Source organism: Microbacterium sp. (assembly GCF_044508325.1).
Classification (GTDB): Bacteria; Actinomycetota; Actinomycetes; order Actinomycetales; family Microbacteriaceae; genus Microbacterium.
In genome coordinates, this window is sequence record NZ_JBIQHX010000003.1 from 19,418 (window position 1) to 43,494 (window position 24,077).

General features: G+C 66.1%; 24 protein-coding genes and 2 tRNA genes. 8 read left to right on the forward strand and 18 right to left on the reverse strand.

Annotated elements, in window-relative coordinates:
- The first annotated feature begins 214 nt into the window (after positions 1-214).
- The gene (locus ACIWQI_RS03040; RefSeq protein WP_396655620.1) at positions 215-655 is read left to right on the forward strand and encodes a DUF488 family protein; all 441 of its coding nucleotides are present in this window, start codon (positions 215-217) and stop codon (positions 653-655) included.
- On the opposite strand, the gene ACIWQI_RS03045 is transcribed toward ACIWQI_RS03040, so the two are convergent.
- The gene (locus tag ACIWQI_RS03045) at positions 652-1,485 is read right to left on the reverse strand and encodes a hypothetical protein (protein WP_396655621.1); all 834 of its coding nucleotides are present in this window, start codon (positions 1,483-1,485) and stop codon (positions 652-654) included. The genes ACIWQI_RS03040 and ACIWQI_RS03045 overlap by 4 nt on opposite strands.
- Before the next feature lie 63 nt (positions 1,486-1,548).
- On the opposite strand from ACIWQI_RS03045, the gene ACIWQI_RS03050 reads away from it, so the two are divergent.
- Positions 1,549-2,604, forward strand: a complete 1,056-nt coding sequence (locus ACIWQI_RS03050; protein ID WP_396655622.1) for a hypothetical protein — start codon at positions 1,549-1,551, stop codon at positions 2,602-2,604.
- Positions 2,605-2,620: 16 nt separating this feature from the next.
- On the opposite strand, the gene ACIWQI_RS03055 is transcribed toward ACIWQI_RS03050, so the two are convergent.
- The 3 genes from ACIWQI_RS03055 to ACIWQI_RS03065 all read right to left on the reverse strand — a co-directional run bounded on the left by ACIWQI_RS03055 (position 2,621) and on the right by ACIWQI_RS03065 (position 5,783).
- Positions 2,621-2,740: a helix-turn-helix domain-containing protein gene (locus ACIWQI_RS03055; protein ID WP_396655623.1), complete on the reverse strand. Its 120-nt coding sequence runs from the start codon at positions 2,738-2,740 to the stop codon at positions 2,621-2,623.
- Between the two features lie 109 nt (positions 2,741-2,849).
- Positions 2,850-3,083 (reverse strand): recombinase family protein, encoded by a 234-nt coding sequence (locus ACIWQI_RS03060; RefSeq protein WP_396655624.1) that lies wholly within the window; start codon positions 3,081-3,083, stop codon positions 2,850-2,852.
- 54 nt (positions 3,084-3,137) lie between these two features.
- Positions 3,138-5,783 (reverse strand): DEAD/DEAH box helicase, encoded by a 2,646-nt coding sequence (locus ACIWQI_RS03065; RefSeq protein ID WP_396655625.1) that lies wholly within the window; start codon positions 5,781-5,783, stop codon positions 3,138-3,140.
- A gap of 153 nt (positions 5,784-5,936) precedes the next feature.
- Here ACIWQI_RS03065 and ACIWQI_RS03070 point away from each other — a divergent pair, with 153 nt between their 5' ends.
- Entirely contained in the window at positions 5,937-6,809 is an 873-nt protein-coding gene (locus ACIWQI_RS03070; protein WP_396655627.1) for a DUF4238 domain-containing protein, read from the forward strand.
- A 342-nt stretch (positions 6,810-7,151) separates the two neighbouring features.
- On the opposite strand, the gene ACIWQI_RS03075 is transcribed toward ACIWQI_RS03070, so the two are convergent.
- The 5 genes from ACIWQI_RS03075 to ACIWQI_RS03095 all read right to left on the reverse strand — a co-directional run bounded on the left by ACIWQI_RS03075 (position 7,152) and on the right by ACIWQI_RS03095 (position 14,674).
- The gene (locus ACIWQI_RS03075) at positions 7,152-10,256 is read right to left on the reverse strand and encodes a type I restriction endonuclease subunit R (protein ID WP_396655628.1); all 3,105 of its coding nucleotides are present in this window, start codon (positions 10,254-10,256) and stop codon (positions 7,152-7,154) included.
- Positions 10,257-10,265: 9 nt separating this feature from the next.
- Entirely contained in the window at positions 10,266-10,607 is a 342-nt protein-coding gene (locus tag ACIWQI_RS03080; protein ID WP_396655629.1) for a hypothetical protein, read from the reverse strand.
- A 63-nt stretch (positions 10,608-10,670) separates the two neighbouring features.
- The gene (locus ACIWQI_RS03085; protein WP_396655630.1) at positions 10,671-11,306 is read right to left on the reverse strand and encodes a nucleotidyltransferase domain-containing protein; all 636 of its coding nucleotides are present in this window, start codon (positions 11,304-11,306) and stop codon (positions 10,671-10,673) included.
- Positions 11,307-11,396: 90 nt separating this feature from the next.
- A complete protein-coding gene (locus ACIWQI_RS03090) occupies positions 11,397-12,734 on the reverse strand; it encodes a restriction endonuclease subunit S (RefSeq protein WP_396655631.1) in 1,338 nt (445 codons plus the stop codon).
- On the reverse strand, positions 12,731-14,674 hold the full coding sequence (locus ACIWQI_RS03095; RefSeq protein WP_396655632.1) for an N-6 DNA methylase: 1,944 nt from the start codon (positions 14,672-14,674) through the stop codon (positions 12,731-12,733). Before ACIWQI_RS03095 ends, ACIWQI_RS03090 begins: the two co-directional genes overlap by 4 nt.
- Before the next feature lie 170 nt (positions 14,675-14,844).
- On the opposite strand from ACIWQI_RS03095, the gene ACIWQI_RS03100 reads away from it, so the two are divergent.
- The 3 genes from ACIWQI_RS03100 to ACIWQI_RS03110 are packed head-to-tail and all read left to right on the forward strand — an operon-like array spanning position 14,845 to position 16,681.
- Complete coding sequence (locus ACIWQI_RS03100; protein WP_396655634.1) at positions 14,845-15,099, forward strand: hypothetical protein; 255 nt, start codon at positions 14,845-14,847, stop codon at positions 15,097-15,099.
- A complete protein-coding gene (locus ACIWQI_RS03105) occupies positions 15,096-16,109 on the forward strand; it encodes a zeta toxin family protein (protein ID WP_396655635.1) in 1,014 nt (337 codons plus the stop codon). The genes ACIWQI_RS03100 and ACIWQI_RS03105 overlap by 4 nt, the downstream gene beginning before the upstream one ends.
- 5 nt (positions 16,110-16,114) lie before the next feature.
- Positions 16,115-16,681, forward strand: coding sequence for a recombinase family protein (locus ACIWQI_RS03110; protein WP_396655636.1), 567 nt, complete (start codon positions 16,115-16,117; stop codon positions 16,679-16,681).
- Between the two features lie 200 nt (positions 16,682-16,881).
- On the opposite strand, the gene ACIWQI_RS03115 is transcribed toward ACIWQI_RS03110, so the two are convergent.
- The 6 genes from ACIWQI_RS03115 to ACIWQI_RS03140 form a co-directional block, all read right to left on the reverse strand.
- Entirely contained in the window at positions 16,882-17,136 is a 255-nt protein-coding gene (locus ACIWQI_RS03115; protein WP_396655637.1) for a hypothetical protein, read from the reverse strand.
- Positions 17,137-17,165: 29 nt separating this feature from the next.
- Positions 17,166-18,068, reverse strand: a complete 903-nt coding sequence (locus tag ACIWQI_RS03120; protein WP_396655638.1) for a hypothetical protein — start codon at positions 18,066-18,068, stop codon at positions 17,166-17,168.
- Between the two features lie 7 nt (positions 18,069-18,075).
- Positions 18,076-18,405 (reverse strand): glutaredoxin family protein, encoded by a 330-nt coding sequence (locus ACIWQI_RS03125; RefSeq protein ID WP_396655639.1) that lies wholly within the window; start codon positions 18,403-18,405, stop codon positions 18,076-18,078.
- 88 nt (positions 18,406-18,493) lie between these two features.
- Positions 18,494-18,844, reverse strand: coding sequence for a hypothetical protein (locus ACIWQI_RS03130; protein ID WP_396655640.1), 351 nt, complete (start codon positions 18,842-18,844; stop codon positions 18,494-18,496).
- A gap of 120 nt (positions 18,845-18,964) precedes the next feature.
- Positions 18,965-19,552 (reverse strand): hypothetical protein, encoded by a 588-nt coding sequence (locus tag ACIWQI_RS03135; protein WP_396655641.1) that lies wholly within the window; start codon positions 19,550-19,552, stop codon positions 18,965-18,967.
- 2 nt (positions 19,553-19,554) lie between these two features.
- Complete coding sequence (locus tag ACIWQI_RS03140; RefSeq protein WP_396655642.1) at positions 19,555-20,229, reverse strand: ParA family protein; 675 nt, start codon at positions 20,227-20,229, stop codon at positions 19,555-19,557.
- A 123-nt stretch (positions 20,230-20,352) separates the two neighbouring features.
- On the opposite strand from ACIWQI_RS03140, the gene ACIWQI_RS03145 reads away from it, so the two are divergent.
- A complete protein-coding gene (locus ACIWQI_RS03145) occupies positions 20,353-20,946 on the forward strand; it encodes a hypothetical protein (RefSeq protein ID WP_396655643.1) in 594 nt (197 codons plus the stop codon).
- 240 nt (positions 20,947-21,186) lie between these two features.
- Positions 21,187-22,344 (forward strand): tyrosine-type recombinase/integrase, encoded by a 1,158-nt coding sequence (locus tag ACIWQI_RS03150; RefSeq protein WP_396655644.1) that lies wholly within the window; start codon positions 21,187-21,189, stop codon positions 22,342-22,344.
- Positions 22,345-22,356: 12 nt separating this feature from the next.
- Here the strand turns inward: ACIWQI_RS03150 and ACIWQI_RS03155 are convergent.
- The 3 genes from ACIWQI_RS03155 to ACIWQI_RS03165 form a co-directional block, all read right to left on the reverse strand.
- Positions 22,357-22,448 (reverse strand) — tRNA-Ser (locus ACIWQI_RS03155).
- Between the two features lie 138 nt (positions 22,449-22,586).
- Positions 22,587-23,879 (reverse strand): LCP family protein, encoded by a 1,293-nt coding sequence (locus ACIWQI_RS03160; protein ID WP_396655645.1) that lies wholly within the window; start codon positions 23,877-23,879, stop codon positions 22,587-22,589.
- Positions 23,880-23,955: 76 nt separating this feature from the next.
- Positions 23,956-24,040: transfer RNA gene (locus ACIWQI_RS03165), tRNA-Ser, on the reverse strand.
- Positions 24,041-24,077: the final 37 nt, after the last annotated feature.

The following is a 24,077-nucleotide window of genomic DNA, read 5'->3' on the forward strand; positions in this document are numbered from 1 at the left end:
TAACATCTGTTACATGATCGATGTCGGACGCCTATCGTTGGATGAGCTGTCGGCGTTGCGTGCAAGCGTCACCAGCGAGATTCGCGCTCGGCAGGCACCCAATCGCACCTGCGCGGCGTGCGGGCGGCAGTTCACAGCACGGAGTGACGCTCAGTACTGCGGTACACGGTGCCGAGTTGCAGCGCATCGGCTGCGTCAACGGAAGGGACTCCCTATGAGCATCTCCGGCATCGGATACGAGGGTCTGACCCTGGACGCGTTCATCTCGAAGCTGCGCATTCGTGGCATCAAGACGCTCGTCGACGTCCGCCTCAACGCTATCTCGCGCAAGCGCGGCTTCTCGAAGCGCGCCCTCGCGGATGCGCTGGGAGAGGCAGGCATCGCCTATGTCCATTTGCCGGCGCTCGGGAACCAACGCGACAACCGCGCCGGGTATGGCGAGCTTGAGTCTGACCTCGCGAACGAGGCCCGCGACCGTTTTCGCAAGGAACTCCAGTCCGAGGCAGCCACGGCGGCGCTGCAAGAGGTCGCTGATCTCGCGCATGCGGGCGAAGTGGTGCTGTTCTGCTACGAGCAGGATGAGCAACACTGTCATCGCGAGCAGGTGCTCGAACAGGTGCGGCTGCTGATCGCCCGCGACCTGGTGAAATCCTAGAACAGAGTCGGTGCGGGATCGACCGCGTCCTCGGACCGCGGCCAGTACACGCCGAGGACACTGAACTTGCCCCGGCGAGCAGCGAGCTCGAAGTTTCCCATGTAGAACCCGGACTGACGTTCGGGCGCGAACATTTGCTCAAGGAACTTCTCGGTGACACCCGCCTTCACATCCTCGCCTCGATGGCGAAGCCGATTCTGCAGTGACGTCAGCTCCCAGTCGAGGATGCGGCCCTGGTGCCCGGGGCAGGCAGCGTCCGCGCACCGGTAACGGTAGCGAACCTTGAACTCCGGCTCCTTAAGGATGGCGGGAATCGAACCGCTCATCGGGATGAGTGCCGACGACTCCTTGTCGATACGCGCCTGCATCTTCGCCAACTGCTCTGGCGTCCACTTCGGATGCGGCTCGAACTCGAGCCGGTCGACATCCGCCGGGTACACGAGACCGAGGGATGGAGCCGACCCATCAGCGGAAGCGGCGCGCATCAGCTCGCAGGTAGTTGTGGGCTGTAGCAGTCCGATGATCTTGTGGCGTGCCTTCCATGGCGGGAGGTTCTCGACTACGTTCCAGGAGTCCTGCGTCGGGGAGTAGCTTTCGCGCCGCGTGTCGGAGTCCTTGCGCCGCACCTCCAGCTCGATGACGTCGTATTTCTTGAACTGGGCCTCGCCGTCGAGCCAGCGGAACGCGATCGGGTACAGCCGAATCCAGCTCAGCTCATCACCGTCGATGCGGACGCCGGCAACGCAAGACGTGTCCCCGTAGCTCGTCGAGGGCTGCGGCGTCGCCTTCACCGTGATCAGCACCCGCGCTCGTTCGCCTTCCACCCTCATAGCGCGAGCATATTCCCGAGATCGGACACCGCCGCGAAGAACACCGTGGTGAGACGGGAGTTCGTGCCATCATTCGATGTGCCCTTCGATGAAGAGTCCGCCGCCGCGCCGTCCTCCGTTCCCGCTGTCGCGTTCGTCATTGAGGACGCGGACTTGGTGATGCTCGGTATGAGTCCTGAGCGACCCGTTCCCACGCCACTGATCGATTTCTGTCGGGCTGCACTGGGGCTGCTTGCGCTGCGACCCGACGAAGTGAAACTCGTCATCGCGGGCGATTTTGTCGAATCGGTGAAGGCTCGGCTCGCCGATGGACCGTACCGCGACTCGTTCGACTTGGAACGAGGAGCTGGCTCCGTCGGGGCGAAGACGCTGGTCGTTGACGGCGAGGTGCATGTCGTGTTTCCGGCATTCCTCTTTCTCGACTCGGACGCTTCGCGTCAGCACCTCTCACTGGAGGACGCAGAGCAAATCGTGGCGAGTGATGAGGCGCGAGCCAGCATGGCACGGCGCACCGCAATCCACGAGGCGCAGCACGTCTCCATGGAGCAGGCAGGGGAGGACAACCCAGACTTGTCCGCAGCTGGCTGGGCGCGCCAGAACTTCTTGAACGTGGCGCATCAGGTGATCTCCGAATACCGCGCGGAGCTTGGCGTACCTCGCGAACTGCGAGAGGAGTACGAGACCGACTTCCCTTTGGAGAGTCTGCGCCATTTGCAGGCAGCACTCCAGCGCTACGTGGTCACCTACCAGGGGCACGGAGACGTCGATCGCCTTGCCTACGAGGTCGTCCAGGAGACACACCACATGTGGAAGGCGCTCGCCTATGTCGCGGCTGCTCGCCGTGTGATGGGGTCCGAGACTGGCGCGCCTTTCCCCGACGACGTCGCCGAGTCAGACCTATGGAGGCTCATGGCTGAGGACCATTGGGATGATCTCGAACGCCTCCTGAGCGACATCCCGCCCGGTGGGGTCCGGGTCGACCCGAGCGACCTCGAACGGTGGACGGATGAGCTTGCCGACACGCTCAATGCGTGGCTGACCGACTTCGGCTTCGTATGGGAAGACCTGGCGGATGGTCGGTCGAGGTTCTGGATGGAGCCAGCAGACTTCATCTTCTAGCTGCTGTCGCTCGCTCCTACGCGCTGACCGCTCGGTGGACCGAGCTCTTCGAGACGCCGAGCGCACGGCCGATCTGCGTAAGGCTCTGGCCCTCAGCGCGCAACCTCTTCGCGAGCTCGCGGCTCGCCGTCGTCATCACGCTCGGGCATCCGAGCTTCACCCCACGGAGACGTGCGGCGTCAAAGCCCGCTTTGGGCGCTCGATCAAGATGGCGCGTTCGAGTTCCGCCCTCGCGAAGAAGAGTGTCAGGAGGAACTGGCCAGCGGGCCCAGCGACGAATCGAGCCCTACGGCCGCGCTCCGCAGTGCCACCCCGCGCTCGCGCAGAACCTCGACGACCACACATGCCGAACGCGCGTCACGAGAGAGCCGGTCGAGCCACCGAACGACGAGTGAGTCGACTCCGCGAAGCTGTCCGGACGTCGTCGCCTTCCCGCGAGACCTTGGTGTCGGAGACAATCGTGATCCGGTTCTGGTCATGAACGCTGGCGACGACAAGTGTCATAGGACCTTGACCCTTGGCGAATTGGCGGGCTAGCGAGTCCCGCGGATGGGGTTTCGCGTGAGCCGCTCGCGGACCTGGGTGGGCAGTACCTTGTGGTCCCAGAGGGTGCGTGCGGCGAGATCAGAGGCTTGCACGTCGCCACTGGCAAGTCCGGGGCGCAGTGCCGATAGTGCCCGATGAGCGTCGTGTGCGATGTCCAGGATCACGTCCGTCCCGGACAGGTGCAGGTGTGGCGCCGCGATGGGCACCGCGTCGGGGTCGACGAGGAGGCTAGGGGCCACGACCGTGCTGACGGAGTCAGCCGGCCATTCATCGACTCCTTTGTCTGCAGCCATCGAGTCGAGGTGGGTATTGGCCTGGCGGACATAGTCCATGCTCAGCCGCTGGGTCGTCTGCTCGCTCTTGGCTTCCAGGGTGATCCACAGGTCTTCCCATACCCATGCCGCGTCAGCGCGCCCCTGGCCGGCTGGCTTGAAGGAGTCGGCGCCCAGGAACCTGCCCAGTTCGACTAGACCCACTTCGTATGGTCCCGCGTCGGACTGTGCGAGCTGCCCGAGCATGGTTTGTGCGCGCGAACCGAACGTGCTGCTTGACCGGAGCGGGCCGCCCAGCAAGGCGAGGATCCGGGTGATGGCGTCCTGGTCGCATTGTTCTGGTGCCGCAGCTTCCGGTGGCAGCGGCTGTACTTCACGGAGCCAGACCGTTCCGGTCGCGGCTGCATGGGCGAGCTTGAGGAGTTCCGCGGCGCGTGCGGTGGCGCCTGGTGTGCCGGCACTTGCCGCGAGGCTGAACCACGAACTGGCGAAGTATGCCCACAGGGCCCTGTAGGGCCTGGCAGCGGCGGCAGTGAGTCCCTCCATGACGCCAACGGCCGCGCGGGCGGCCGTGTCCCAGTCGCCGAGCCACGCGTGTCTCCACGCGACGACTTCATAAGCGGCACTGTCCGCGAGGGCCGCGGCAAGAGGTTGCGCGGTGCGTACGCCGCGGGCTCGAGCGTCCGCGATGGCCGGCTCGCCGAGCCTGCGCCAATCTTCGTCTTGCTCGAGGGCGCTGTGGGTGAGCGCCACAAGATTGCTGTAGCTGGTGGTGCTGGCCAGGAGGCCGAATTCGATCTCGGCTTGCAACTCGACCGGCATCGATTGCGTGTTGTCGTTGTCGGAGAGGTATCGCAGCAGCTCCTCGCCCAGGATGACAACCACGGCCCAGTCCTGTGGTCCGCGGGTGCAACGGCCGGCACCTTGCACGACCCGGGTGCGGATACGCTCCGCGAGCACATCGCTGGCTCGAAGCTTTCCGCTGAGGAAGCGGTCCTGCAAGTGTGACGCGGTGGGCACTTCCGCCATGATCATGAATCGACAACTCTGATCCGCCAGGTCCATTCCGTCGTACCGGTTCGCAGCAATGAGCGTTCCCCGGGCCGCAGCCTTGAAGGCGGTCACCGATGTGTCAGAGGCGACGAATCGCTCCGACGATGGCACGCCAAGGTGGTCAGCGATGGTGGTCGCGGTCGGCCGCCGCTGGGTCAGCACAAGCCGCTTCGCAGCGAGCTCGGCCAGTCGCTGCAGCGCGGTGGGTTCGTCAGGGATCTCCAGCCCGTCGAGTTCGTCGGGTGCGGTCGCCTCGACCACCGTTAGATCGGTGGCCGGGTCGAACTCTGCGAGGTCGGGGAATACGAAAAAGCGCCGACCGCTTCCCGTGCGCTCCCACGCCGCCGGTGAGGGGATACGGGCGATGGGCGAGCGTCCAAAGGCGCGTTCGAGCTCACCGGCTTCCCCCAGCGTCGCGGAGAGATAGATCCTCTGCGCCGGGTCCGTGTACGCCGCATGCTCGAACGTGGGTGGGATCATCGGCCGGATGTACCAGCCGGCCCGTGACACGTAGAACAGGCACGAAGCAAGGTTCGCTCGGAGCATACTGAACCGGAATCGCGCGTCACTGCCACTGGCGAATCCCGCGTCCAGAATGGAGTCGATCTCACCATGACGTTGGTGCACCGCTGACAGGGGCAGCAGACGCACTTCATGAGCGGTCGACGTGTCGGCGCCCTCTCCGCCCATTCTGGTCGCGAGCTGCGGGTCGATGGCGTCGCCGAACGCGTCGAACAAGTCGTGATACACGGTCGAACTGCGCTCTACCTCCAGCGCCCACGCCTCGGCGACATATCCCTCCGCGGCGTGTGCGTCATCGAAGATGAGAGTCTTGGCGTCCGCAAGGTGCGAGTGGGAGTTGAAGATGTGGGAGTACGTCGTGACGGCGATTGACTGCGACCTCGTGTACGTGGTCACCTGTCGAGGGTCCCAGCTTCGGTGCGAGTCGATCAGCGCGTGTGCGTCGATTCCTTGCCGCGCTGCCGCCTCGGCCACTTGTAGCGCGAGTTGCCTTGTCGGGCAGGCGTACACGACCCGCTGCCCCAGACTTCGTCGACGCCACTCGCCGACGAGCAGCCCGACCAAAGTCTTGCCTGAGCCGGTCGGCAACTCGAGGGCGATATCTAGCGTGTCCAGATGATCTCGCTGGTAGTCACGAAGCTGATCCACCTGATGCGACCATAGCGCGCCCACCCCGTCCCTCCGGCGCGGGAGTTCACCGAACAGGATCTCCGGCGTTGCGGCGGCGACCTGCGACCGTCCGGGTGTCGGAAAGACGGGACGAGCGGGTCGGGGAACATTGGTCATCTGGGAACTTTCAGGCAAGGGCAAGTGGCATGTGGCAAATCTACCGACCACAGAGCGCTGCGTGACTTAGGCGCCCACACCGGAGTCACCTCGATCGCTACTCTCAGAGCATGACGACAGGTCTAGCAGCTTGACCAGCGGCGGCACGGCCTCGTGAACGCGCCGAAGCTGCACCATTTCGTGCCGCGGTTCTATCTAAAGCGGTTTGCAGATCGCGACGGCAGGCTGTGGGTGTGGGACCGCATTGCCGATCGGGTGTATGCGACCAACCCGTCCGCGATTGCGGCTGAGACCCATTTCTACTTCCATACCGACCTTGCCGAGCACGGCCACGACCCCCTGACTATGGAAAGTCAGTTCGCATCACTGGAAGGCACGGCTTCCGTGCTCACGGAGAGGTGGCTTGGTTGGATCCGTGCCCATCACCCCGGGGACACTCTCGAGGTCTCGCGGGATGATCGCGACACCGTCGGCCTATTCGTCGCGCTCCAGTTTCTGAGGACAGCGGACACGCGGGATACCTTGGCGAAGTTCGCCTCCCGCAACGGCGCGCCGGCGCCGACCGGTGCGGAAGCGCGTGGGATTCATCTCAATGTGCTGTGGGACGAAGACCTCGTGGACAGCATCGCCTCACGGCTGATCGACTGCACGTGGGTCTTCGCGAAGAATGGCTCCTCCACTCCCCTGGCAACCTCAGACAATCCCGTGGCGTTTCGGACCGATGACAATCGGATGTGGCTGAAGCGAGCGATCCTGTCGGAAGGGACGTACCTCGTCTATCCGCTCGCTCCGGACGTCATCATGTACGGCTACCCCACTGACGGACGATATGGAACTGCCGCGGTCGCCCGGTTCAACAATCAGATCTCGCCCGTCGAACTCTCCGACGGCATGGTCCGTAGCGAGAACACCGCGCAAGTGTTTATGGCATCCCGTCACGTCCTTTCCGCGCAGCCGGACTTCGCTTGGGCCGAGGACTTCGCGCGAACCATCGGCACGGACTCCTACGCTCCACGGCAGAGTTGACGCCGGGGGTGCCGCGCGGCTCTCGGCATTTGCCCGGGCATCATGGGATCAAAGCGAGTCAGGTTCTGTGGTTCTGTCATAGAGCGCTCCCGTTCTGATCACGGTCAAGGCCTTCCCAGGGCCTTCGGAAAGGTACGGTGACACGGTCTGCGTTTCCGGCGTGTGCCTGGACACGCACCGGCGCGAAAGCCAACCCCGACCGGATGCCTCGCCCCGCGACACCGAGAACGCGTTGCGGTGGGTGCTCGGAAGTGAGTAGGGACTTTCCTTGACACGTGAGTGAGTTCTCCCGTAGCGGACCCCGCAAGGCCGCCTGCGCGTCTGTCCGCAATTGCTCCGGCGTCACCCCGCAGCGGCCGCCCGCTCCGCTTCCCCACGCGTCTTCTCGTAGAGCCCCATCGCAACTAATACCTCCACGATCGCCCCGAAGTCGCCTTTCTGCAACAGCGCCTTCATGGCGTTGCTGTGCCCGGCGGCTGACGCATACATCACATCCTCAAGCTCAGCGACGATCGTCGGTGATGTCTCGAAGTCGATGGCCGTGTTGGCCATGGCTTCGGCTTGGATCTTGGGGTTGTCGACCACGTGGCGGAGGATCGTCTCGGCGGCACTGACACCGTTGACTTCATCGACGTCTGACCCGGCGAAGAGGGCGTTGATCTTGTCGAGCACGTCTTGCAACAGCCCGTACTTCGCCTCGCGCGGCTGCGCCGACCCGGCCGCAGTGATCCCGGCCAGCTCGCCCGATTCACCCGGCGTCAACTCCAACGACTGCGCCTCGAGTTTGCGGAGCCGGTAGTGGGTGAGCACGATGTCGTCTGTGTTGATCGCGGTGGCGTCCGGTTCGTCGCGTTCGATCGCGCGCCGGTAGACGCGCAGGAAGATGGCCCACTTCTCGATGTCGGTGTCGCCGTAGTCCATGATCTGCGACAGGAAGTCGTAGGCCCGCACGAACGCGAACACGGTGCTGCGGAACTCCTCGAGCCGCCCCTTCTCCAGCTCGTCGCCGTCGTCGACCGCGGCCCGCCACCGGTCCCAGAACACGTCGCGGGAGGCCTTGATGTGGGAGTACAGGGTGTTGTGACTGTGCTTTGTGAGCCAGGCATCCACCACCGCGTCCACATCGTGGGTGTCGATGATGTTCATCGCGCGCAGTTTGCCGAGCATGTCGTGGATGATGTTCGGGTCGCTCGGCATCGTGAGCTCGGCGTCCTCGAAGTACACCTGGAATGCGGCACGGATCTCGTCGGGATCGTTGACGAAGTCGATGACGTACGTGTTCTCCTTGCCGGGGATCACCCGGTTCAGCCGCGACAGGGTCTGCACCGCGGTGATCCCTGACAGCTTCTTGTCGACATACATTCCCACTAGCAGCGGCTGGTCGAACCCGGTCTGGAACTTGTTCGCGACGATCATCACCTGGAACTCGTCGCCACCGAACGCCACCTCGAGCTTGCGCCCTTTCAGCCCCGGGTTCATGGATGCCTCGGTGAACTCGTCCGGGCCGGACTCGGTATCGGTCACTGCACCCGAGAACGCGACCAGCGCCCCGATCTGCCTGTCGAGGTGGTGCTCTTTCAGGTAGGCGTCGATGGCGAGCTTGTACCGCACGGCCTCCTTGCGTGACCCGGTGACGACCATCGCCTTCGCCCGGCCGCCGAGCTCGCTGCGCACGTTCGTGCGGAAGTGCTCGACGATGATCGCGACCTTCTGCGCGATGTTCGTGGGGTGCAGCCGCACCCACCGCATCACCTCGCTGCCGGCCTTCGCCGTGTCGATTTCGACATCCAGCCTGGTCGCGGTGTCGGTGTGGGCGAGGCGGAACGCGAGATCGTAGGTCAGGTAGTTCTTCAGCACGTCGAGGATGAACCCCTCCTCGATGGCTTGCTTCATCGAGTACAGGTCGAACTCGCGCTTCACCCCCGTCTCATCTTCGCGGCCGAAAAGCTCGACCGTCTTGCCCTTCGGGGTCGCCGTGAACGCGAAGAACGAGATCGTGCCGATGCCGACCTTGCGGGCCATCACGTCGGCGAGCACGTCTTCGACGTCGATGGATGCCTCCTCTCCGGCATCCGGATCGTCCGAGGTGTTCGCACCCGCCGTGAGGACCTGCTTGAGGGATGCCGCCGCCTCACCGCTCTGCGACGAGTGGGCCTCGTCGGCGATGACCGCATAACGACGACCCGCAAGGCCCGCGTTGCTCTCGATGGTCGTGAGCGCGTGCGGGAAGGTCTGCAGCGTCACGCCGATGATCTGTTTGCCGGCCAGCAGCGCGTCGGCCAGCTGCGCGGATTTAGACGCGTCACCGCCGCGGGTGATCGCCTGGAACACCCCGGACGTGGTCTCCAGTTGCTTGACCGCCTTCTGCAGCTGCCCGTCGAGCACCTGCCGGTCGGAGACCACGATGACACCGTCGAACACCTTCGTGCCGTCCGGATTGTGCAGCTGAGCCATGCGGTGCGCGGTCCACGCGATCGAGTCGGTCTTGCCCGACCCGGCGGAGTGCTGGATCAGGTAGTTGCGGCCCGGGCCCTCGTCGAGCACCGCGCGCTCGAGCTTCGTGACCGCCCGCCACTGGTGGTAGCGGGGGAACCGCAGTGCCCTGTCGTACGTCTTCTTCCCGTCGATCGGGTCGGTCTTCTCATCGAACCGGTAGTGCAGAAACCTGCCCACGAGATCCAGCCACGTGTCGCGGTCGAGGATCTCTTCCCAGAAGTACGCGGTCGGGCTCGTGCCCGGGATCGCGGCGTTGCCGGCGCCGTTGTTCTTGCCTCGGTTGAACGGCAGGAACCGGGTGTTCGAGCCGTCGAGCTTGGTGGTCATGTGCACTTCTTCGTTCGTGACGACGAAGTGCACCAGCGCGCCGCGGCCGAAGGTGAGCAGCGGCTCGCCCTCGGGTTTGCGGTCGTGCGCGTACTGCGTGAGGCCCGCGGCGAGGTTCTGGGTGAGGTCGGTCTTCAGCTCGATGGTCGCGACCGGGATGCCGTTGACGAACAGCACCAGGTCGATCCGGTTGCCGTGCTTCGTGGAGTACTCGACCTGTCGCATCACCCGCAGCCGGTTCGCCGCGAATCGCTCCAGTGTCGTCGCGTTCAGCGTCGTCGCGGGGCGCGCCTGGAACAGCGAGAACTTCGCGTTGAGCGCCCCGACGTTGCTCTTGAGCACGTTGAGCGTGCCGCCGCCGTTCATGGGGTCGGTCGTCTGGGCCGCCGCGATGCGATCGAGGATCTGCTTTCGCCCCAGCTCACGCGACGCCTCCGTCGCCAGAGGCTTAACGAGCTTCTCGAGCTGCTCGGGCTGCGTCTGTTCGAGCCACGCGAACACGTCCGCCGGGAACAGGGCCCGGTCACGGTCGTAGCCATCGTCGTTGCGCGAGTACTCCCAGCCACGAGCCGCCAGGTACTCGCACAGCTCGACCTCGAACGCGTCCTCGTGCTGGATCCCCATCGAAGCCTCTCACTTCTCCAACGCCGCGGTCGCGGCATCCACCAGTCGACGCGCGTGCTGCACGGACCTTGTCGCGTCTGCCTTCGTCGGAAGCCGATTCCCATACGACTGGGCCGACTTCACCTCGAGCAGTGCGTTCAGGTGCTTGGCCGTGCCCGCGTCGGTCGCGACCCGCAACGCGTCGACCGCATCCCGGTGCGAGTCCGCCGCCACCTTGTATCCCAGCACGTGGCCGCAGATCGCGTCGCTCGCGGCGATGCCCGCGCTCACCGCGACCTCGGCCGCGTGCTTCCACTCGTGCGGGGTCTCCCCACCGAGCTGCAGCTCCGCCGACACAAGTCGCGTCTGCATCCCGAAACCGGATGCGCACCGCTGCGGTGTCTATCGGCTGCCGCCGCGGGCTGATCCGCGGCGTCACGACGCATGCCTAAGCGGAGCCGGCAACGGGTCGCCGTACAGGTGGATGCCGTCGGCACGCACATTCGCGACCAAGGGGTCGTCATCGGCGATGCGCCGGGCCAGCTCCGACCGGTCGACGTAGAACACCTGAGCTTCGTTGCCCGTGACGCGTTCGACATGCTCGGCCAGCCGATACGTGAAGTCGGCGCGCGCGTCGTCATCGAACCCGTCAGGGAAGACGAGGAACAGGTCGATGTCGGAATCAAGACCCGACTCCCGGCGCGCCACCGACCCGTAGACCACGGCGCTCACCCTCCCCTCGGCCGGTACCTCGTCGCCGACGTTGTCATCGAAGAAGCCGCGGATGATGTCGAACGCGCGCTGCCGCGCGGATAGCCCCGACTCGATGACCGGCCAGAGCACGTGCTCCCGGTTCGCTCGGTAGATGATCGATGGCGGGTTCGGCTCCGCCGTCACCACCCCGACCCGCACCAGACCCGTCAACGCGCGGTGCACACTCGACGTCGACCCGACCCCCGCGAGCGCATGAACCTGCCGGCCAGAGAATCCCGCGTCCGCGCGCGCGAGCACCCGCAACACGGCCGCCTCCACCGCGGTCGTGAGCCCATCCAGCGGCTCACTCAGGTTCATGTGACGATAATGGCACGCTTGTCACGAAAATGGAACGGTCCCTCCGCCCGCTGGTCGTTGAGCGAGCGAAGCGAGCCGGAACGCAACCGTCTACGCCGCGCCTCGAACGTCGATCTTGCCAGTCACCGCCGCCGAAATCAGCGCCGCTCGCCGCTCCCGCGACAGCGCGATCGCCTCCCGCGCATCCGCGATCGCCGCGTCGATTCCGGCGGTCTCGCGTTCCACTTCGACCACGATCTCCCTCTGCTCTGCGACGGGCGGTATCGCAAGCACGAACGACTTCAGCGCCGAAATGGGCAAGTTGTTCGCGAGGCCTTCCGCTCCACTGATTGCGCCGAGGATCTGCCGGCGATAAATCGTCGAATTCAGGTACAACTCGGCAAAGCCAGGGATGACCAAAGGATTGAGGTCAAGCCGGAAGGTCTTGTCGGAAAGGATCAGATTGAAACGAAGGTCCCGCACCAGGGCAGCCGAGCCCACCAGTGCAGGGCTGCCGCTCGCGCGGTTCACAATCAGGTCTCCTACGCGGACTCGGATCTCGTCGTCGAGCTGAAATCCGTCAGGCAATCTCTTGTGGTCGAGATCATTGAAGACCCCACCGTTGACGCATCCAGCTCGAAGCACGCCAGCAGAGTCAGAATCAGACAGTCCCGACTCGGCCTGCGGGCTCACTCCCTGCACGACCCGGCGTACGACCCGTCTCAGAGAAGCGACAGTCCAATCCCTCGGAGTCTCTCCCAGCCACTCGACGCCACTATCCATCATCGGAACGGATGGGTCGAGTCCCTTGGTGACGGCGTGGGTGATCGTCGCGGCGCGGCGCTCGGTGAGCAGCCCGATGAGCTCCTCCTGATCCGCGATGAACGCATCGATCTCCGCCGTCTCCCGGTCCAGATAGACCGCGATACTGCGTTGCTCGACCGTAGATGGGATCGGCACGGGCAGCGCACCGAGCGCGGAGGCCGACAGCTCAAGAAAGGTAGTGCCCTGTCCGCGCCGCGTGAGTTCCATCCGTGCCGCCTGCATGACGAACAAGACGAACTTCGGGTCGAGGCCGCCGTTAGGCACGATGCCCTTGCAACCTTGGTTGAATGCGATGTCCCTCGCGGCGAGAGCCGAGTACCCGATAGGAGCGCGAGTCGAGAGAATGATCGACCCGGTCGGCGCTGATGCCGAGCCAGAGGAGAGCCCGACTCGGGTCAGCGTTCGAGCTGTCTCATCAATAGTTCCGCCGTCCACCGCGTTCAAGTCCACTGGCGTAGCCCACGGGACATCTCCACCCCAATTGTCCGGATCGGGGGTCGGCGTGCCGCCGTTGATGATCGTCGCAACACGGCGAAGTTGAGGCAACGCCCAGCCGAGAGGGATGTCCCCGAGCCACTTGACCCCACTGTCCTCGTACTCGGGATACGGCTTCAGCGCCGTCACGCCTTCACCGTCTCGAGCCTCGCCCGGATCCTTCCCAACACAGCCTCCAGGTCGGCGTCGATCTCCTCGAGCGACCGCGGCGGCACGTACTGGTAGAAGTGGCGGGTGAAGGGGATCTCGCAGCCTTCCTTGGTCTTCGACTCGTCGATCCACGCGTCGGGCGCGAACGGCTTCACCTCGCGGTCGAAGTAGTCGTGAACGTCTTCGTTCCACGGCACGTTCTCGATGTCGCGCAGCGACGGGTCGGGTTCGGGGCGCTTCTTCGCGTCAAGCACGATGGGTGCGTTCTCGTCGCGCTCCGACAGGGCGGAGAGCAGCGCCTTCATCTGCGGGGCTGTGAGCGAGATGCCGGACTCGGCGAGCAGGGCTGTAACGCGCTTGCGGAAGGAGGGGAGGTCGGTGGTGGGCGTTTCGTCTCGCTTCGCTCGCTCAACGACCGGCTGGAGGTCGACTTTCGCTAGGGGTTTCGCTTCCGCTGCAACGGCGAGGCGCTCGGGCGTGAGTGCCCAGTTCAGGCGCAGGGGACGCTCGACGGTGATCGTGCGGTAGAAGAAGTCGGTGGTGTCGAAGGTCTTCGAGCGCGCGGCATCCGCTTCTCCCTCATACAGCCGCACGATCTGGGCGATGTCCTCCGGGCTCAACTCGTTGCGCTTTGAGCCGAGGCCCTTGCGCATCTTGCGGAACAGCTTCGATCCGTCGATGAGTTGCACGTTGCCGGCGCGCTCGGCGGTCTTCTTGGTGGAGAGTACCCAGATGTAGGTGGCGATGCCGGTGTTGTAGAACATGTCGGTCGGCAGCGCGATGATCGCGTCGAGCAGGTCGCGTTCGAGCACCCACTTGCGGATGTTCGACTCGCCCGAACCGGCGCCGCCGGTGAACAGGGGGCTGCCGTTGAGGACGATCGCGGCGCGGCCGCCGCCGTCTTCGGCGCTGCGCATCTTTGAGATCAGGTGCAGCAGGAACAGCATCGACCCGTCCGAGACGCGGGGAAGGCCCGGGCCGAACCGGCCGGCGTATCCCCGCACCTGGTGCTCTTCGGTGACAGCCTTCTGCTGCTTCTTCCAGTCCACACCGAACGGCGGGTTCGACAGGCAGTAGTTGAACGTCTTGCCCGCATGCCCGTCGTTGATGAGGGTGTCGCCGAAGAAGATCGCGTCGACCGACTGCCCCTTCACCGTCATGTCAGCCTTGCAGATCGCGTACGACTGCGGGTTGATCTCTTGGCCGGCGAGTGTCAGCGTCGCGGACGGGTTCGCGCTGGTGATGTGATCGTCAGCGACGGACAGCATTCCCCCGGTGCCCGCGGTCGGGTCATACACCGAGCGCACCACGTTCGGCTTCGCGAGTGTCTCGGACTCCGGGGCCAGCAGGATGTCGACCATGAGCTCGATCACGTCGCGCGGGGTGAAGTGCTCGCCGGCGGTCTCGTTCGAGTCTTCGGCGAACTTGCGGATGAGCTCCTCGAAGATGTGACCCATCTCTTCGTTCGGCACCGTCGCTGGCGATAGGTCGACCGCGGCGAACCGCTGTGTGATGAGGAACAGCAGGTCGTGCTCGTCGAGTTCGGCGATGCGGTCGGCGATCTTGTACTTGTCGAAGATGTCCTTGACGTTGTCGGAGAAGCCGGTGACGTAGTCGAGCAGGTTCGCCGCGAGGTTCTCGGAGTCGCCGAGGGCCGTCTTCAGGTCGAACCGGGACTCGTTCCAGAATGAGTACTCGTGCCCTGCCTTGTTGCGCAGCAGTGACGCCCGCACTGGGATGCCGTCCTTGGTCGCCTGCTCGACGGCGGCGAACACGGCCTGCTTTGTGGGGGCGAGCACCGCGTCGAGCCGCCGCAGGACGGTGAAGGGGAGGATGATGTCGCCGTACTGGTGCTTCTTGAAGCTGCCCCGCAGTAGATCCGCGATCGACCAGATGAACGTGGCGTGGTTGTTGCTCAAGTCCTTCCGCCCCCCATCGACACAGGTACTCGAATCCTATTCGCCACCGTTCCACACCGGCACCGGGCGCCCGAGGGAAGATCGTGAGACGGACAGCCCCCGCCCTGTCTCCGAAACTCGTGGATCACCTTTTCGACAGCGACCTCTAGCATGGATGCCAGGAGGGACGATTGGCGGAGAACTCACCGTGGCGGGTCAACGATGTCGTCACATACGAGCGGATGCGTGAGGCCGCGTCAGCGCTGACCGCCCTGCTGCTTCAGGCGATCGACCGGGACCCCCGGCATGCGGATGAGGTCCGTCGTGAGATCATCGAGCGTCGCCGTGAGGTGCTGTCCACCGACGGGTACGACCGCGCATCGGTGGTTGCCCTGTCGGAGCGGATCGATGCCAGAATCCGGGAGCTCTCGGGAGCCGCGTCGTGAGCGAGTGGGAGCTGGGCGAGGCGGAGCTGTCGGCGATCCTGGAACGCGACATCCTTCCCGCATGTTTCCCCTCCGAGCAGGCGAGCGCGACGCCAATGCTGGTCGTGCTGGCCGGGCAGCCGGGTGCGGGCAGATCCCGGGCCGTGCGTGTGGCGATGGCGGATCACGGTGATGATCTCGCGGTCATCAACAGTGATGATCTGCGCGCGTTCCACCCTCGCCTTGGTGAACTTGAGCGCAGCCGTTTGCCAGAGGCCGCGCAGGCCCTTGGCCGTGCCACCGCGTCGTGGGTGAGCGGGTGCATCCGGTACGCACGGAAGAACCGCCGATCTCTGCTGCTCGATGGGAGCTTCAACGACCCATCTGTGGTCATCGCGACCGCCGCACGCTTCGCCGCCGAGGGCTTCCGGACGCGGGTGGTGGTGGTCGCGTCGCGTCGGGCGGAGAGCATGCTGTCCGTGCTCTCACTTCACCTGCGCAGCGTGCAGGCAGGCGAGCCGGCGCGTTCCGTGAGCGGTGAGGTGCATGACCGCGGGTTCGACGCGACACGGACGCTGGTCGCGGAGCTTGAGGCTGCGGCATCCGTCGACCGGCTCACCGTGGTCAGTCGTGACGGGCGTATTGTCTTCGATGCCGATCGTGCGGGGGGCGACGATGCGTTCCGTGGCGCGGGTGCGGCGCTGGTGGCTGCGCAGTCGGCGCGGATGGGGCGGTTTGATGCGACGCAGTGGTTGAGCGAGCTGAACCACGTGACCGGCTTCGCGGCGTCGCGGCGTGACCTGCCGCGGGATGTCACCCAGGTGCTGGTCGAGCTGCACGAGACGTCGCTGCGGGAGGTGATCCCCGAGCTGCATGTCCCCGCGGATGGGAAGTTTGCCACGGCGATGGAGCAGAGGACGGTCGCGCGCCTTGTTGCTCTGCGCCGGGCGCTGCAGACTGAGCCGACGGTGGACGCGGCGGCGCCGGTGGTGGCGCCCACCGGTCCCGAACGCGGGGGCATCTCGCGATGACCCGGTTGGTCGGCTACACGCGTGAGCTGCTGCCCGGCGAAGGGACCACGACGGATGCGGATGAGTTGCGTCGCGCGGGGGCAACTGAGGTGTTCGCTGAGGAAGATGGGCCGGATGCCGGCACCCGTCCGGTGCTCCACGCATGCCTCGAGTCCCTCGAGCCTGGCGACCGCCTCCTGGTGACCTCCGCGGTCCGGCTGTCGGTCACCGTCCCGCACTTTCTGTCCACGATGGCGCAGCTCGGCACGCGAGGGGTGTGGTTTCGGTCGTTGGCCGAGCCGGCACTGTGCACCGGTGACGGCACGGTCGCGGACACCGCAGAGTTGTATGCGGAACTGGAGGCGTTGAAGCGACGGCTGGTCAGTCTGCAGACCCGGGCGGGGATGGCGACGGCAGCGACGAAGGGACGTCGACCGGGCAGGCCTACGGTGATGACCCCGGACCGGGTCGCGATGGCGATCGAGCTGCGAAACCTCGGCCGACCGACCAGCCACATCGCCCGGGTACTCGGAGTCAGCCCGAACGCCGTCCAGCGGGCGCTCGCCGCAACACCCCCTGCCGACTCCATGTAGTGATCGTGCCGCCGCCTTGTTGACTGCATGGTGGCGTTTGCTGGCAGTGGCGTCGTTGCGCGACCGGAGGGGTGCGCAGTGCCGAGTCCGAGGATTACCGGACGGAGCGCAGCGAGGGAGGATATGCCGCAGGGCCGGAACGGAGCACCGTGGAGGGAGCTACGATCGGCGGCCAGGAAGCGGTTCCGCGACCGGGCTGATCAGTGATCTCCGGCGAGCTGGGCGAGGGTCGCCAGGAACCCCCTCCGGTCCGCCGTCGGGTCGGTGATGAGCAACCGGATCCTGGTGCGCAGCTCGTCGACGATGGCGGGGTGAGCCGCGAGCGGTGCGAGACACCACGCGAGGTCCTCCTCGACGGTGTAGCCGGGCTCCTCCGCCTCCTTGCCGGGGTAGTAGGTGAAGGCGCTGATCGCGACCCGGTACAGCACGGTCTCGGTGTCTGCACGGTCGATCATCGGTCGCTTCCCGTTCGGGGTTGTGGCGGTCATCGGTTCATTCCCATCGTGGTGGTCGGGGTGAGTATGGGGTGCGGGGCGGCAGGGTCACCGTCGTGCGGCCGCCGGCGTGGTTCGCGGCGGAGCCGGTCGTTGACCTGCCGTCCGATCGCGTCGAGGCGTGCCTCCTCGATCTGCGCCGCGGTGAGCCGCGGCTTTGGCTTCGGGCCGGGGCGTGCCCGGTCGAGCTCCTTGTGAAGTCGTGCGAGTTCTTCCCGCTGCTCGGCGAGGTGGTAGGCGGCACGGGCTCTGCGGCAGTCACGCTGCCACGCATCCACCCACTCGGGTGGTGTGGGCAGGTCCTGGTCGCGGATGCGTTGCATGTCCGCCCGGCTGCGCGGGCGGGCGAAGAACTCATCGGCAGCTTCCGCATGGGCCCGGATGCCCGCCGGGTCGACGGGGTGCAGCCGGCGGACGGGGAGCCCGGCATCCCGTCGCCGCTTCTCCCGGTCACGCAACGCCTGCTGCTGGGCGAGAGCCTTCTGCTTGTTCGCCGCGTACCGTTCCCGACGCTTCGCCTTGATCTCCTCAGCGTGCTCGGCGTAGTACCGGGCGCGACGCTCCAGCGCGGGCTGCGGGTCGCGGCGGTACTGGGCCCGTTTCCTGGCGTTCTCGGTCTCTTTGTGCCGGTCACGCCACCGCTTCGCGCGGGCCCGGCGAAGTTCCCGGTACCGCTCGGGGTCCTTCTCGCGTTGCGTTTTGCGTTGCTGCCGCTGATACTCGAGCTGCTGCTCCCGGTTCTTCGCATAGTATTCCCGCGCGTACGCACGGCGATCCTCCCGGCGCTGCCTCTCACGGTCATACAGTCGCGCCTGGGCGCGGGCGATCTGCCGGCGCACCTCATCCGAATGCTCGTCGATGCGATCCAAGGCTTCGTCGTCAGACACGGTCATCATCTCCTCATCCGTGGACCGCCCGCCGGCGGTGTGCAGGTCGGTTCGAACAGGGGCGTCGTGCGCTGAGCGGGTTCATCGGGCCCCCCCCGAGGTACTGGGCGAGCCGTCTGATCTTGTCGGGCTGGAAGCCCGACCAGTGGTTGTGGTCGTCGACGACCACAACGGGCGCGCTCGTGTAGCCGAGGTCACCGGTGACGTAGTCGCGGGCTGCGGCGTTCTCATCCCTGGTGAGGTCGACGTCGGTGAACGGGATGCCAGCCGCGGTCATCACCTTCTCGGTGAGCGCGCACTGCGGGCACGACAGGCCGGTCGTGTACACGGTGACAGTGGTCATCGGGTCCGCCCCGCTCGTCTCTCCGAGCCGGTGGGCGCTCCGTCTCGGGGAGGTTGCTCGCCCGGGGTGGGGGCGAACCGTGGCGCGGCTACTCGATGGGCGGCGTCCCCTCCCGCGCCCACCCGTGTTCGGTGTTCGCCTGGTCCTCGGTGGTGTCTTCCCACTCCGCCCCGGTCAGCTCCGGGGTCAGTGTGATGCCGAAGTCCTCGAACGCCAGCTGCCTCGCCCGCACCCGCGCGTCGCCTACTCGTGCCGCCTTGTCGAGATGGTCCTCGCCCGGCAGGTCCGGCCCCTCCAGCTGGGGCGTCAGCGTCGCGATCCGCGTTGCGATCTCCTCCCCCATCCAGGCGAAGAAGCTCTCCGGGTGCTCGGTCTGCCGGTACGCGTCGGGACGGTGCGTCTGCCAGTGCCGCATCGCCACCAGCCCGTACTCGTTCATCCGACCTCCTTTGCGCGGCATCGCGGCCTCCAGCATAAGAACCGGCAGCAGCGGGGTCCGGAACAGGCGTGGAGTGTCGGGCCGGTGCTGGACGGTCCCCGTGACGAGCAGACACGACGCTCACCAGCCCCTCGCCCGCGCCGCGCCCGTCGGTGCTGCCGGCACCACCGCGTCACTGTCCGGGTGCGTCGTGGCGCGGATGTCCCGCAGGTCGGATGCCGCCGGCCCCGGGACTGCGGAGGCACGGGAGTTCGCGGCATCCATCGTTCGCAACGCCCGGGGTTCGGAACGTGCGGAGTCCCTGACCGCGGGAGTGTGGGAGTCCGGAGCCTGCGCTGTCCGTGACTGCGGAAGTGCGGAAGTGGGTGACGTCGGGAGGCCCGGGCTTCGGAGCTTCGGGAGTCGGGGAGTCACGGACTCCCGGAGTTCGTCCTCCGTGGATCCGCGGAGCGCGTCGGCGTGGGTGAGGAGCAGGTCGATCGCGACGCGGATGAGGGTGTTCTCAGTGATCCGCTCTGCCTTCACCGATCGCTGGCGCATCACGGTCTTCACGAGCGCGGAGAGCGCGGCATCCTGATCCGCCCGCACCCGCGCGTCCTTGCGTGTCAGGCGCGCGAACTTCGCCAACCCACGCTCGTGCGCCGGCACCTCAGCCTCGACCCGGGCCCGGGCGTCGTCGAGCTTGCCGGCCAGATCTATCATGCCCATGCTCACCACCGCCCGCCCACGGCCGGCTGCACCTGCGCCGGCGCGACCTGCGCGGACATCTCGTAACCGACCCGGGTGACGTCGGAGATGACCCCCGCGGTGCGCCGGTTGTCACGCAGCGTCGTGACCAGCTGCCCCAGCACGGGCGCGTCGGACTGCGACTTGAACTGACGTAGGTACGCATCGAACCGCGGCACACCCCACGTGGTATCGAGCAGGCTCTGCCAGACGGGCAGCTGCGACCGGATACGCCCATCGATCCGGTTCAGCAGCACCGCGTACGGGACGTGTCGGGGCTCGATCAGCCGGGTGATGGTCCGCATCGTGGGTTCCACCGCGAGCGGTTCCGGTGTCAGCGGGACGACGGCGTAGTCGGCGGCATCCAGCACCGTCTCCAGCACCGGGGTGTCCTCGAGGTTGCCCGGGGTGTCCACCAGAACGAAGTCGTACTCGACCCGCAGTTCACGCAACCTGGCCAGCACGCGCGGGTTCTGGTCACCGGAGAAGTCGAACGGCAACCGTTCGCGCACGTTCTCCGCCCACCACACCGTCGACCGCTGCCGGTCCACATCGACCACCAGCACCCGGTACCGGCGGGACAGTGCCGCGCCCAGCTGCATCGTGACCGTGGTCTTGCCGACCCCGCCCTTCTGGTTCGCGATGGCGATGATCCTCATGCCGACCTCCCGAACTCCCGCAGTTGCGGATCTCAAATTCCTATTGACATTACTAAACCTCTTATGCGTATGGTTAGTCAAGAGGTTCTGCGGAACGCAATCGCGGTAAGGCAAACTAAGGGGGTGAAGGTCGACGTGAAGACACCCGCCGGCACCACGATGACGTCACAGGACGCCACCGAACCCGTCGGGGCCGCGTTGCGTATCGCACCCGCATTCGTCGCCACCGCGGCAGACGACGCGGCCGGGATCGAGACCACGATCGAAGCGCACTACAGCGCGGAACGTGGGCGATACGTCATCACGACCATCGTCAACCGCGCCATCGCCCCGGACTTCCGCGAGGAACGCCTCAAGCACACCGCCCTCCAGGGTCTGCTCCAGGCAGCGATCCCCCACTGCGTCTCACTGCAGCTGGACGACAGCGACGACGCGGCGTGGACGACCATCGCTGACCTGACCTCCACCGAGGGCAGGATCATCCCGCCGTGGATGGCACAGGCCGTCGTCAAGCGTGGGATGAAGGACGAACGGTGGGCGGTCATCGAGATCCTCTACGGCACCGCCGCCCTCGCGGACCTGCCACCCGTCAAGCTCATCTCAGTCGAGCTCGACGTCCCCGAACGCACCGCCTCCGACTGGATCCAGAAAGCCCGCGCCGCAGGATGGCTCGCCGGCATGACATCAAACGTCGGCCGACCAGCCAATGGTCATTGACAACCTGCGAACGCTTCCTCACACTCCCGGCCGCAAAGCAGATCGCGAGCGGGAGCGCCGCACCGACCTCGAGTGCCTCTTCTACTCCGAGTCCGAGACCGCCGCCCTTCTCGGCATCCACCGGACCACGCTGCGCTCGCTGGCACTGGCGGGCCGGGCACCGGTTGAGCCGATACGGCTGACCGAACATCGACGCGTGTATCGACGCATCGACGTACACCGACTCGCCGGGGTCGAACCTTGAGCATCGAGCGACGCCGCACCAGTTCGGGCGCGGTGCGCTACGGCGTTCGCATCAAGCACCAACAGCGAGTCGTCGGCTACAAGACATTCGACCGCAAGGCAGATGCCGAAGCATGGGAGCGCGAGCAGTATCGCGCCATCCAGTTCGGTGAGTTCACACCCCCAAGCCAGAGCGACAAGACGTTCGCGCAAGTCATGGACGAGTTTCTCCGAGCGCGTGTCGGGCAGGTGGTGCCTCACACCTGGCGAACCGATCGGGACAACCTTGCCAACACGCCGCGCACGTGGGCCACTCTGCCCATCAGCGCCATCTCCGAGAGCGACGTCGCAAACCATCTCACCGCGGAGCTTCGAACCAAGGCTCACTCCACCGTGTCTCGGGCGCGGACGTCCCTGAGCGCTCTGTTTCAGTTCGCCGTTCGCGAGCGGATGCGGCTGAAGAATCCTGTGCGCGCCGTCCCCATGCCCTCCGGAGATCAAGCCGCCGAAGTCGAGGACGAGGTGAACGCCTTCACAGATGACGAACTGTCCGCGACACTCGCCGCGCAGACCCAGTTGAATCCCTGGATGGCTGAGGTCACCGAGTTCCTCAGCCTCACTGGACTGCGATGGTCGGAGTTGCGCGCTACGCGCGTCGATCATCTCCAGGACGTCCCCTACCCCGCGCTTCGAGTCACTCGAGCACAATCGGACGGCTACGCCGAGAAGGGCACAAAGAACAGAACGTCGCGCCGGGTGCCGCTGACCGCCCGCGCACATGAGATCGCGCGCTCCCGCGCCAGCGGCCGCGCCGCGAAGGAGTACCTGTTCGTATCTAAGACCGGCAAGCAGCTGCGCGGGAATCTGTTCCGGCGATACGTGCGGTGGGCCAACACCGCTCCCGGGCACACGATCCACGATCTCAGGCACTACGCAGCATCGCACTGGCTGAGGTCAGGCATCCCAGTTCACCAGGTCGCGCAGTGGCTTGGTCACAGGAACGCCTCAACGACGCTGCGCATCTACGCCCACGTACTCGGAGAAGCCCAGGAGGTCGCGGCCCTCCGACACCTTGACGGGTTGACGCCGGTCCGCACTGAGTCCGCACGGCCCGCTTCAGGGCCAACCATCAATCCGGGCACTGGGAGTCAGAGTGGCTTGGGAATCAGCCACTGACCAGGTATTTTCTGGCGGAGACGGAGGGATTTGAACCCTCGGTCCCCTTACGGGGACTCCACCTTAGCAGGGTGGTGCACTAGGCCTGACTATGCGACGTCTCCAGGCATCCGGCTCTCAAGCACCCGATGCGCCCAGTAATCATAACCGGTCCCGCCGGCGAGGCGGAATCGCCGGCCCCTCTGGTCGCCTCCCTCGTCGCAGGCGGCACGACAGGCCCGCATTTCGCCGCGCTCAGACCCCTACCGCTGCGGGTTGGTGCAGGTCACCTGGGCGGCGGTCTGCCCGGTGATCACGTCCGGCAGGTCCACGGCTTCCTCCGTCGGCGGCGGCGACGAGGTCGCACCCGGCGTCGGCGACGCGGTGCCGGTGGGTGTCGGCGAAGCCGACGGCGTGGGCGTGACCTCGCCCTTGACGGTCTGCGAGTCGGATGCTCCGGGGCTGGTCTTGCCGGTGAGCTTGATCGGCTTGTTGTCGGCGAGCGCCTTGAACAGCACATCGGCCGAGTCGGTCAGGGGCAGCACGCGCTTGCCGCCCTCGGCGTATCGGGTCGGGTACTGCACGAACACGATGTCGCCGTAGTCGACGTCCTTGACCGCCATCGCGATCTGCACCATCCGCGTGGGGTTGGCCAGGGACTCGCTCAGCAGCAGCTGCTTGCTGGTCACCTGCTGCATCGCGGTGGTGGCGAGGTTGAACAGCGTGCCCGGGTTCGACAGCACTGCGCCGGACTGGAGCTTGCGCACCATCGACGACATGAACTGCTGCTGGTTCGAGATGCGGCCCAGGTCCGAGCCGTCCGCGATGCCGTGCCGCACGCGCAGGAACTGCAGCGCCTTGCTGCCCTTGAGCGTGTGGGTGCCCTCGGTCAGGTGCAGGCCGGTGTGCCGGTCGCGGATCTCACCCGCGACGCAGACGTCCACGCCCCCGATGGCGTCGGACATGTTGATCACGCCGGTCCAGCGGATCGCGCCCGCGAACTGGATGTCGATGCCGGTCAGCTGCTCGACGGTCAGCACGGTGCACGCGAGCCCGCCGTACATGTACGACGCGTTCATCATCTGCGAGCTCATCGCGGAGTACCGTCCGCCCTCGCCGTCCGGGCAGGAGGGGATCGGCACCATCATGTCGCGCGGGAACGACACCACCGTCACCCGCCGCGGGCTGTCGCCGATGTGCACGAGCATCGTCACGTCGTTGCGCTCGCCACCGTCGTCGTGCTTGCACCGCGGGAAGAGCTTGAGGTCCTGACCCTCGCACGAGTCCGTGCCCACCAGCAGCAGGTTCACGCCGCCCTCGATCTCGCCGATCGTCGGCGGCAGCTGCACGTCGTCCTCGAGCTTGACCGCGTGGTCGGCGACCGTCTGGGTGGCGTTCCACAGGGCGAAGCCGGCAGTGCTGACGCCGCTGACGAGCGCGACGATGAGGACGACGGCGAGGATCGTGGCGATCTGCCCGAACGGGTTCGGCGAGGTCAGTCGCGCATGCTGCGCCACCGGACGGCGCGTGCGGCGTGCGGGCCTCGACGTTCTCACGGGGTCCTCTCGGGGGGTGGAAGAACCTGCAGGTGGATGCTTCGGCAGCCGCTCCGGAGAACGATCGCCGCTTCAGCGGAGGGTGTGGGATTCGAACCCACGGGACATCGCTGCCCACTGGTTTTCAAGACCAGCTCCATCGGCCGCTCGGACAACCCTCCCGACGGAACACGAGGCTCCGCCGATCGGGTCGAGTCT

Coding starts and splice junctions, on each gene's coding strand:
- ACIWQI_RS03040 (WP_396655620.1), top strand. CDS start 215: ATGAGCATCTCCGGCATCGGATACGAGGGTCTGACCCTGGACGCGTTC.
- ACIWQI_RS03045 (WP_396655621.1), bottom strand. CDS start 1,485: ATGAGGGTGGAAGGCGAACGAGCGCGGGTGCTGATCACGGTGAAGGCG.
- ACIWQI_RS03055 (WP_396655623.1), bottom strand. CDS start 2,740: ATGACGACGGCGAGCCGCGAGCTCGCGAAGAGGTTGCGCGCTGAGGGC.
- ACIWQI_RS03060 (WP_396655624.1), bottom strand. CDS start 3,083: ATGACCAGAACCGGATCACGATTGTCTCCGACACCAAGGTCTCGCGGG.
- ACIWQI_RS03065 (WP_396655625.1), bottom strand. CDS start 5,783: ATGACCAATGTTCCCCGACCCGCTCGTCCCGTCTTTCCGACACCCGGA.
- ACIWQI_RS03075 (WP_396655628.1), bottom strand. CDS start 10,256: ATGGGGATCCAGCACGAGGACGCGTTCGAGGTCGAGCTGTGCGAGTAC.
- ACIWQI_RS03080 (WP_396655629.1), bottom strand. CDS start 10,607: ATGCAGACGCGACTTGTGTCGGCGGAGCTGCAGCTCGGTGGGGAGACC.
- ACIWQI_RS03085 (WP_396655630.1), bottom strand. CDS start 11,306: ATGAACCTGAGTGAGCCGCTGGATGGGCTCACGACCGCGGTGGAGGCG.
- ACIWQI_RS03115 (WP_396655637.1), bottom strand. CDS start 17,136: ATGATCGACCGTGCAGACACCGAGACCGTGCTGTACCGGGTCGCGATC.
- ACIWQI_RS03120 (WP_396655638.1), bottom strand. CDS start 18,068: ATGACCGTGTCTGACGACGAAGCCTTGGATCGCATCGACGAGCATTCG.
- ACIWQI_RS03125 (WP_396655639.1), bottom strand. CDS start 18,405: ATGACCACTGTCACCGTGTACACGACCGGCCTGTCGTGCCCGCAGTGC.
- ACIWQI_RS03130 (WP_396655640.1), bottom strand. CDS start 18,844: ATGAACGAGTACGGGCTGGTGGCGATGCGGCACTGGCAGACGCACCGT.
- ACIWQI_RS03135 (WP_396655641.1), bottom strand. CDS start 19,552: ATGGGCATGATAGATCTGGCCGGCAAGCTCGACGACGCCCGGGCCCGG.
- ACIWQI_RS03140 (WP_396655642.1), bottom strand. CDS start 20,229: ATGAGGATCATCGCCATCGCGAACCAGAAGGGCGGGGTCGGCAAGACC.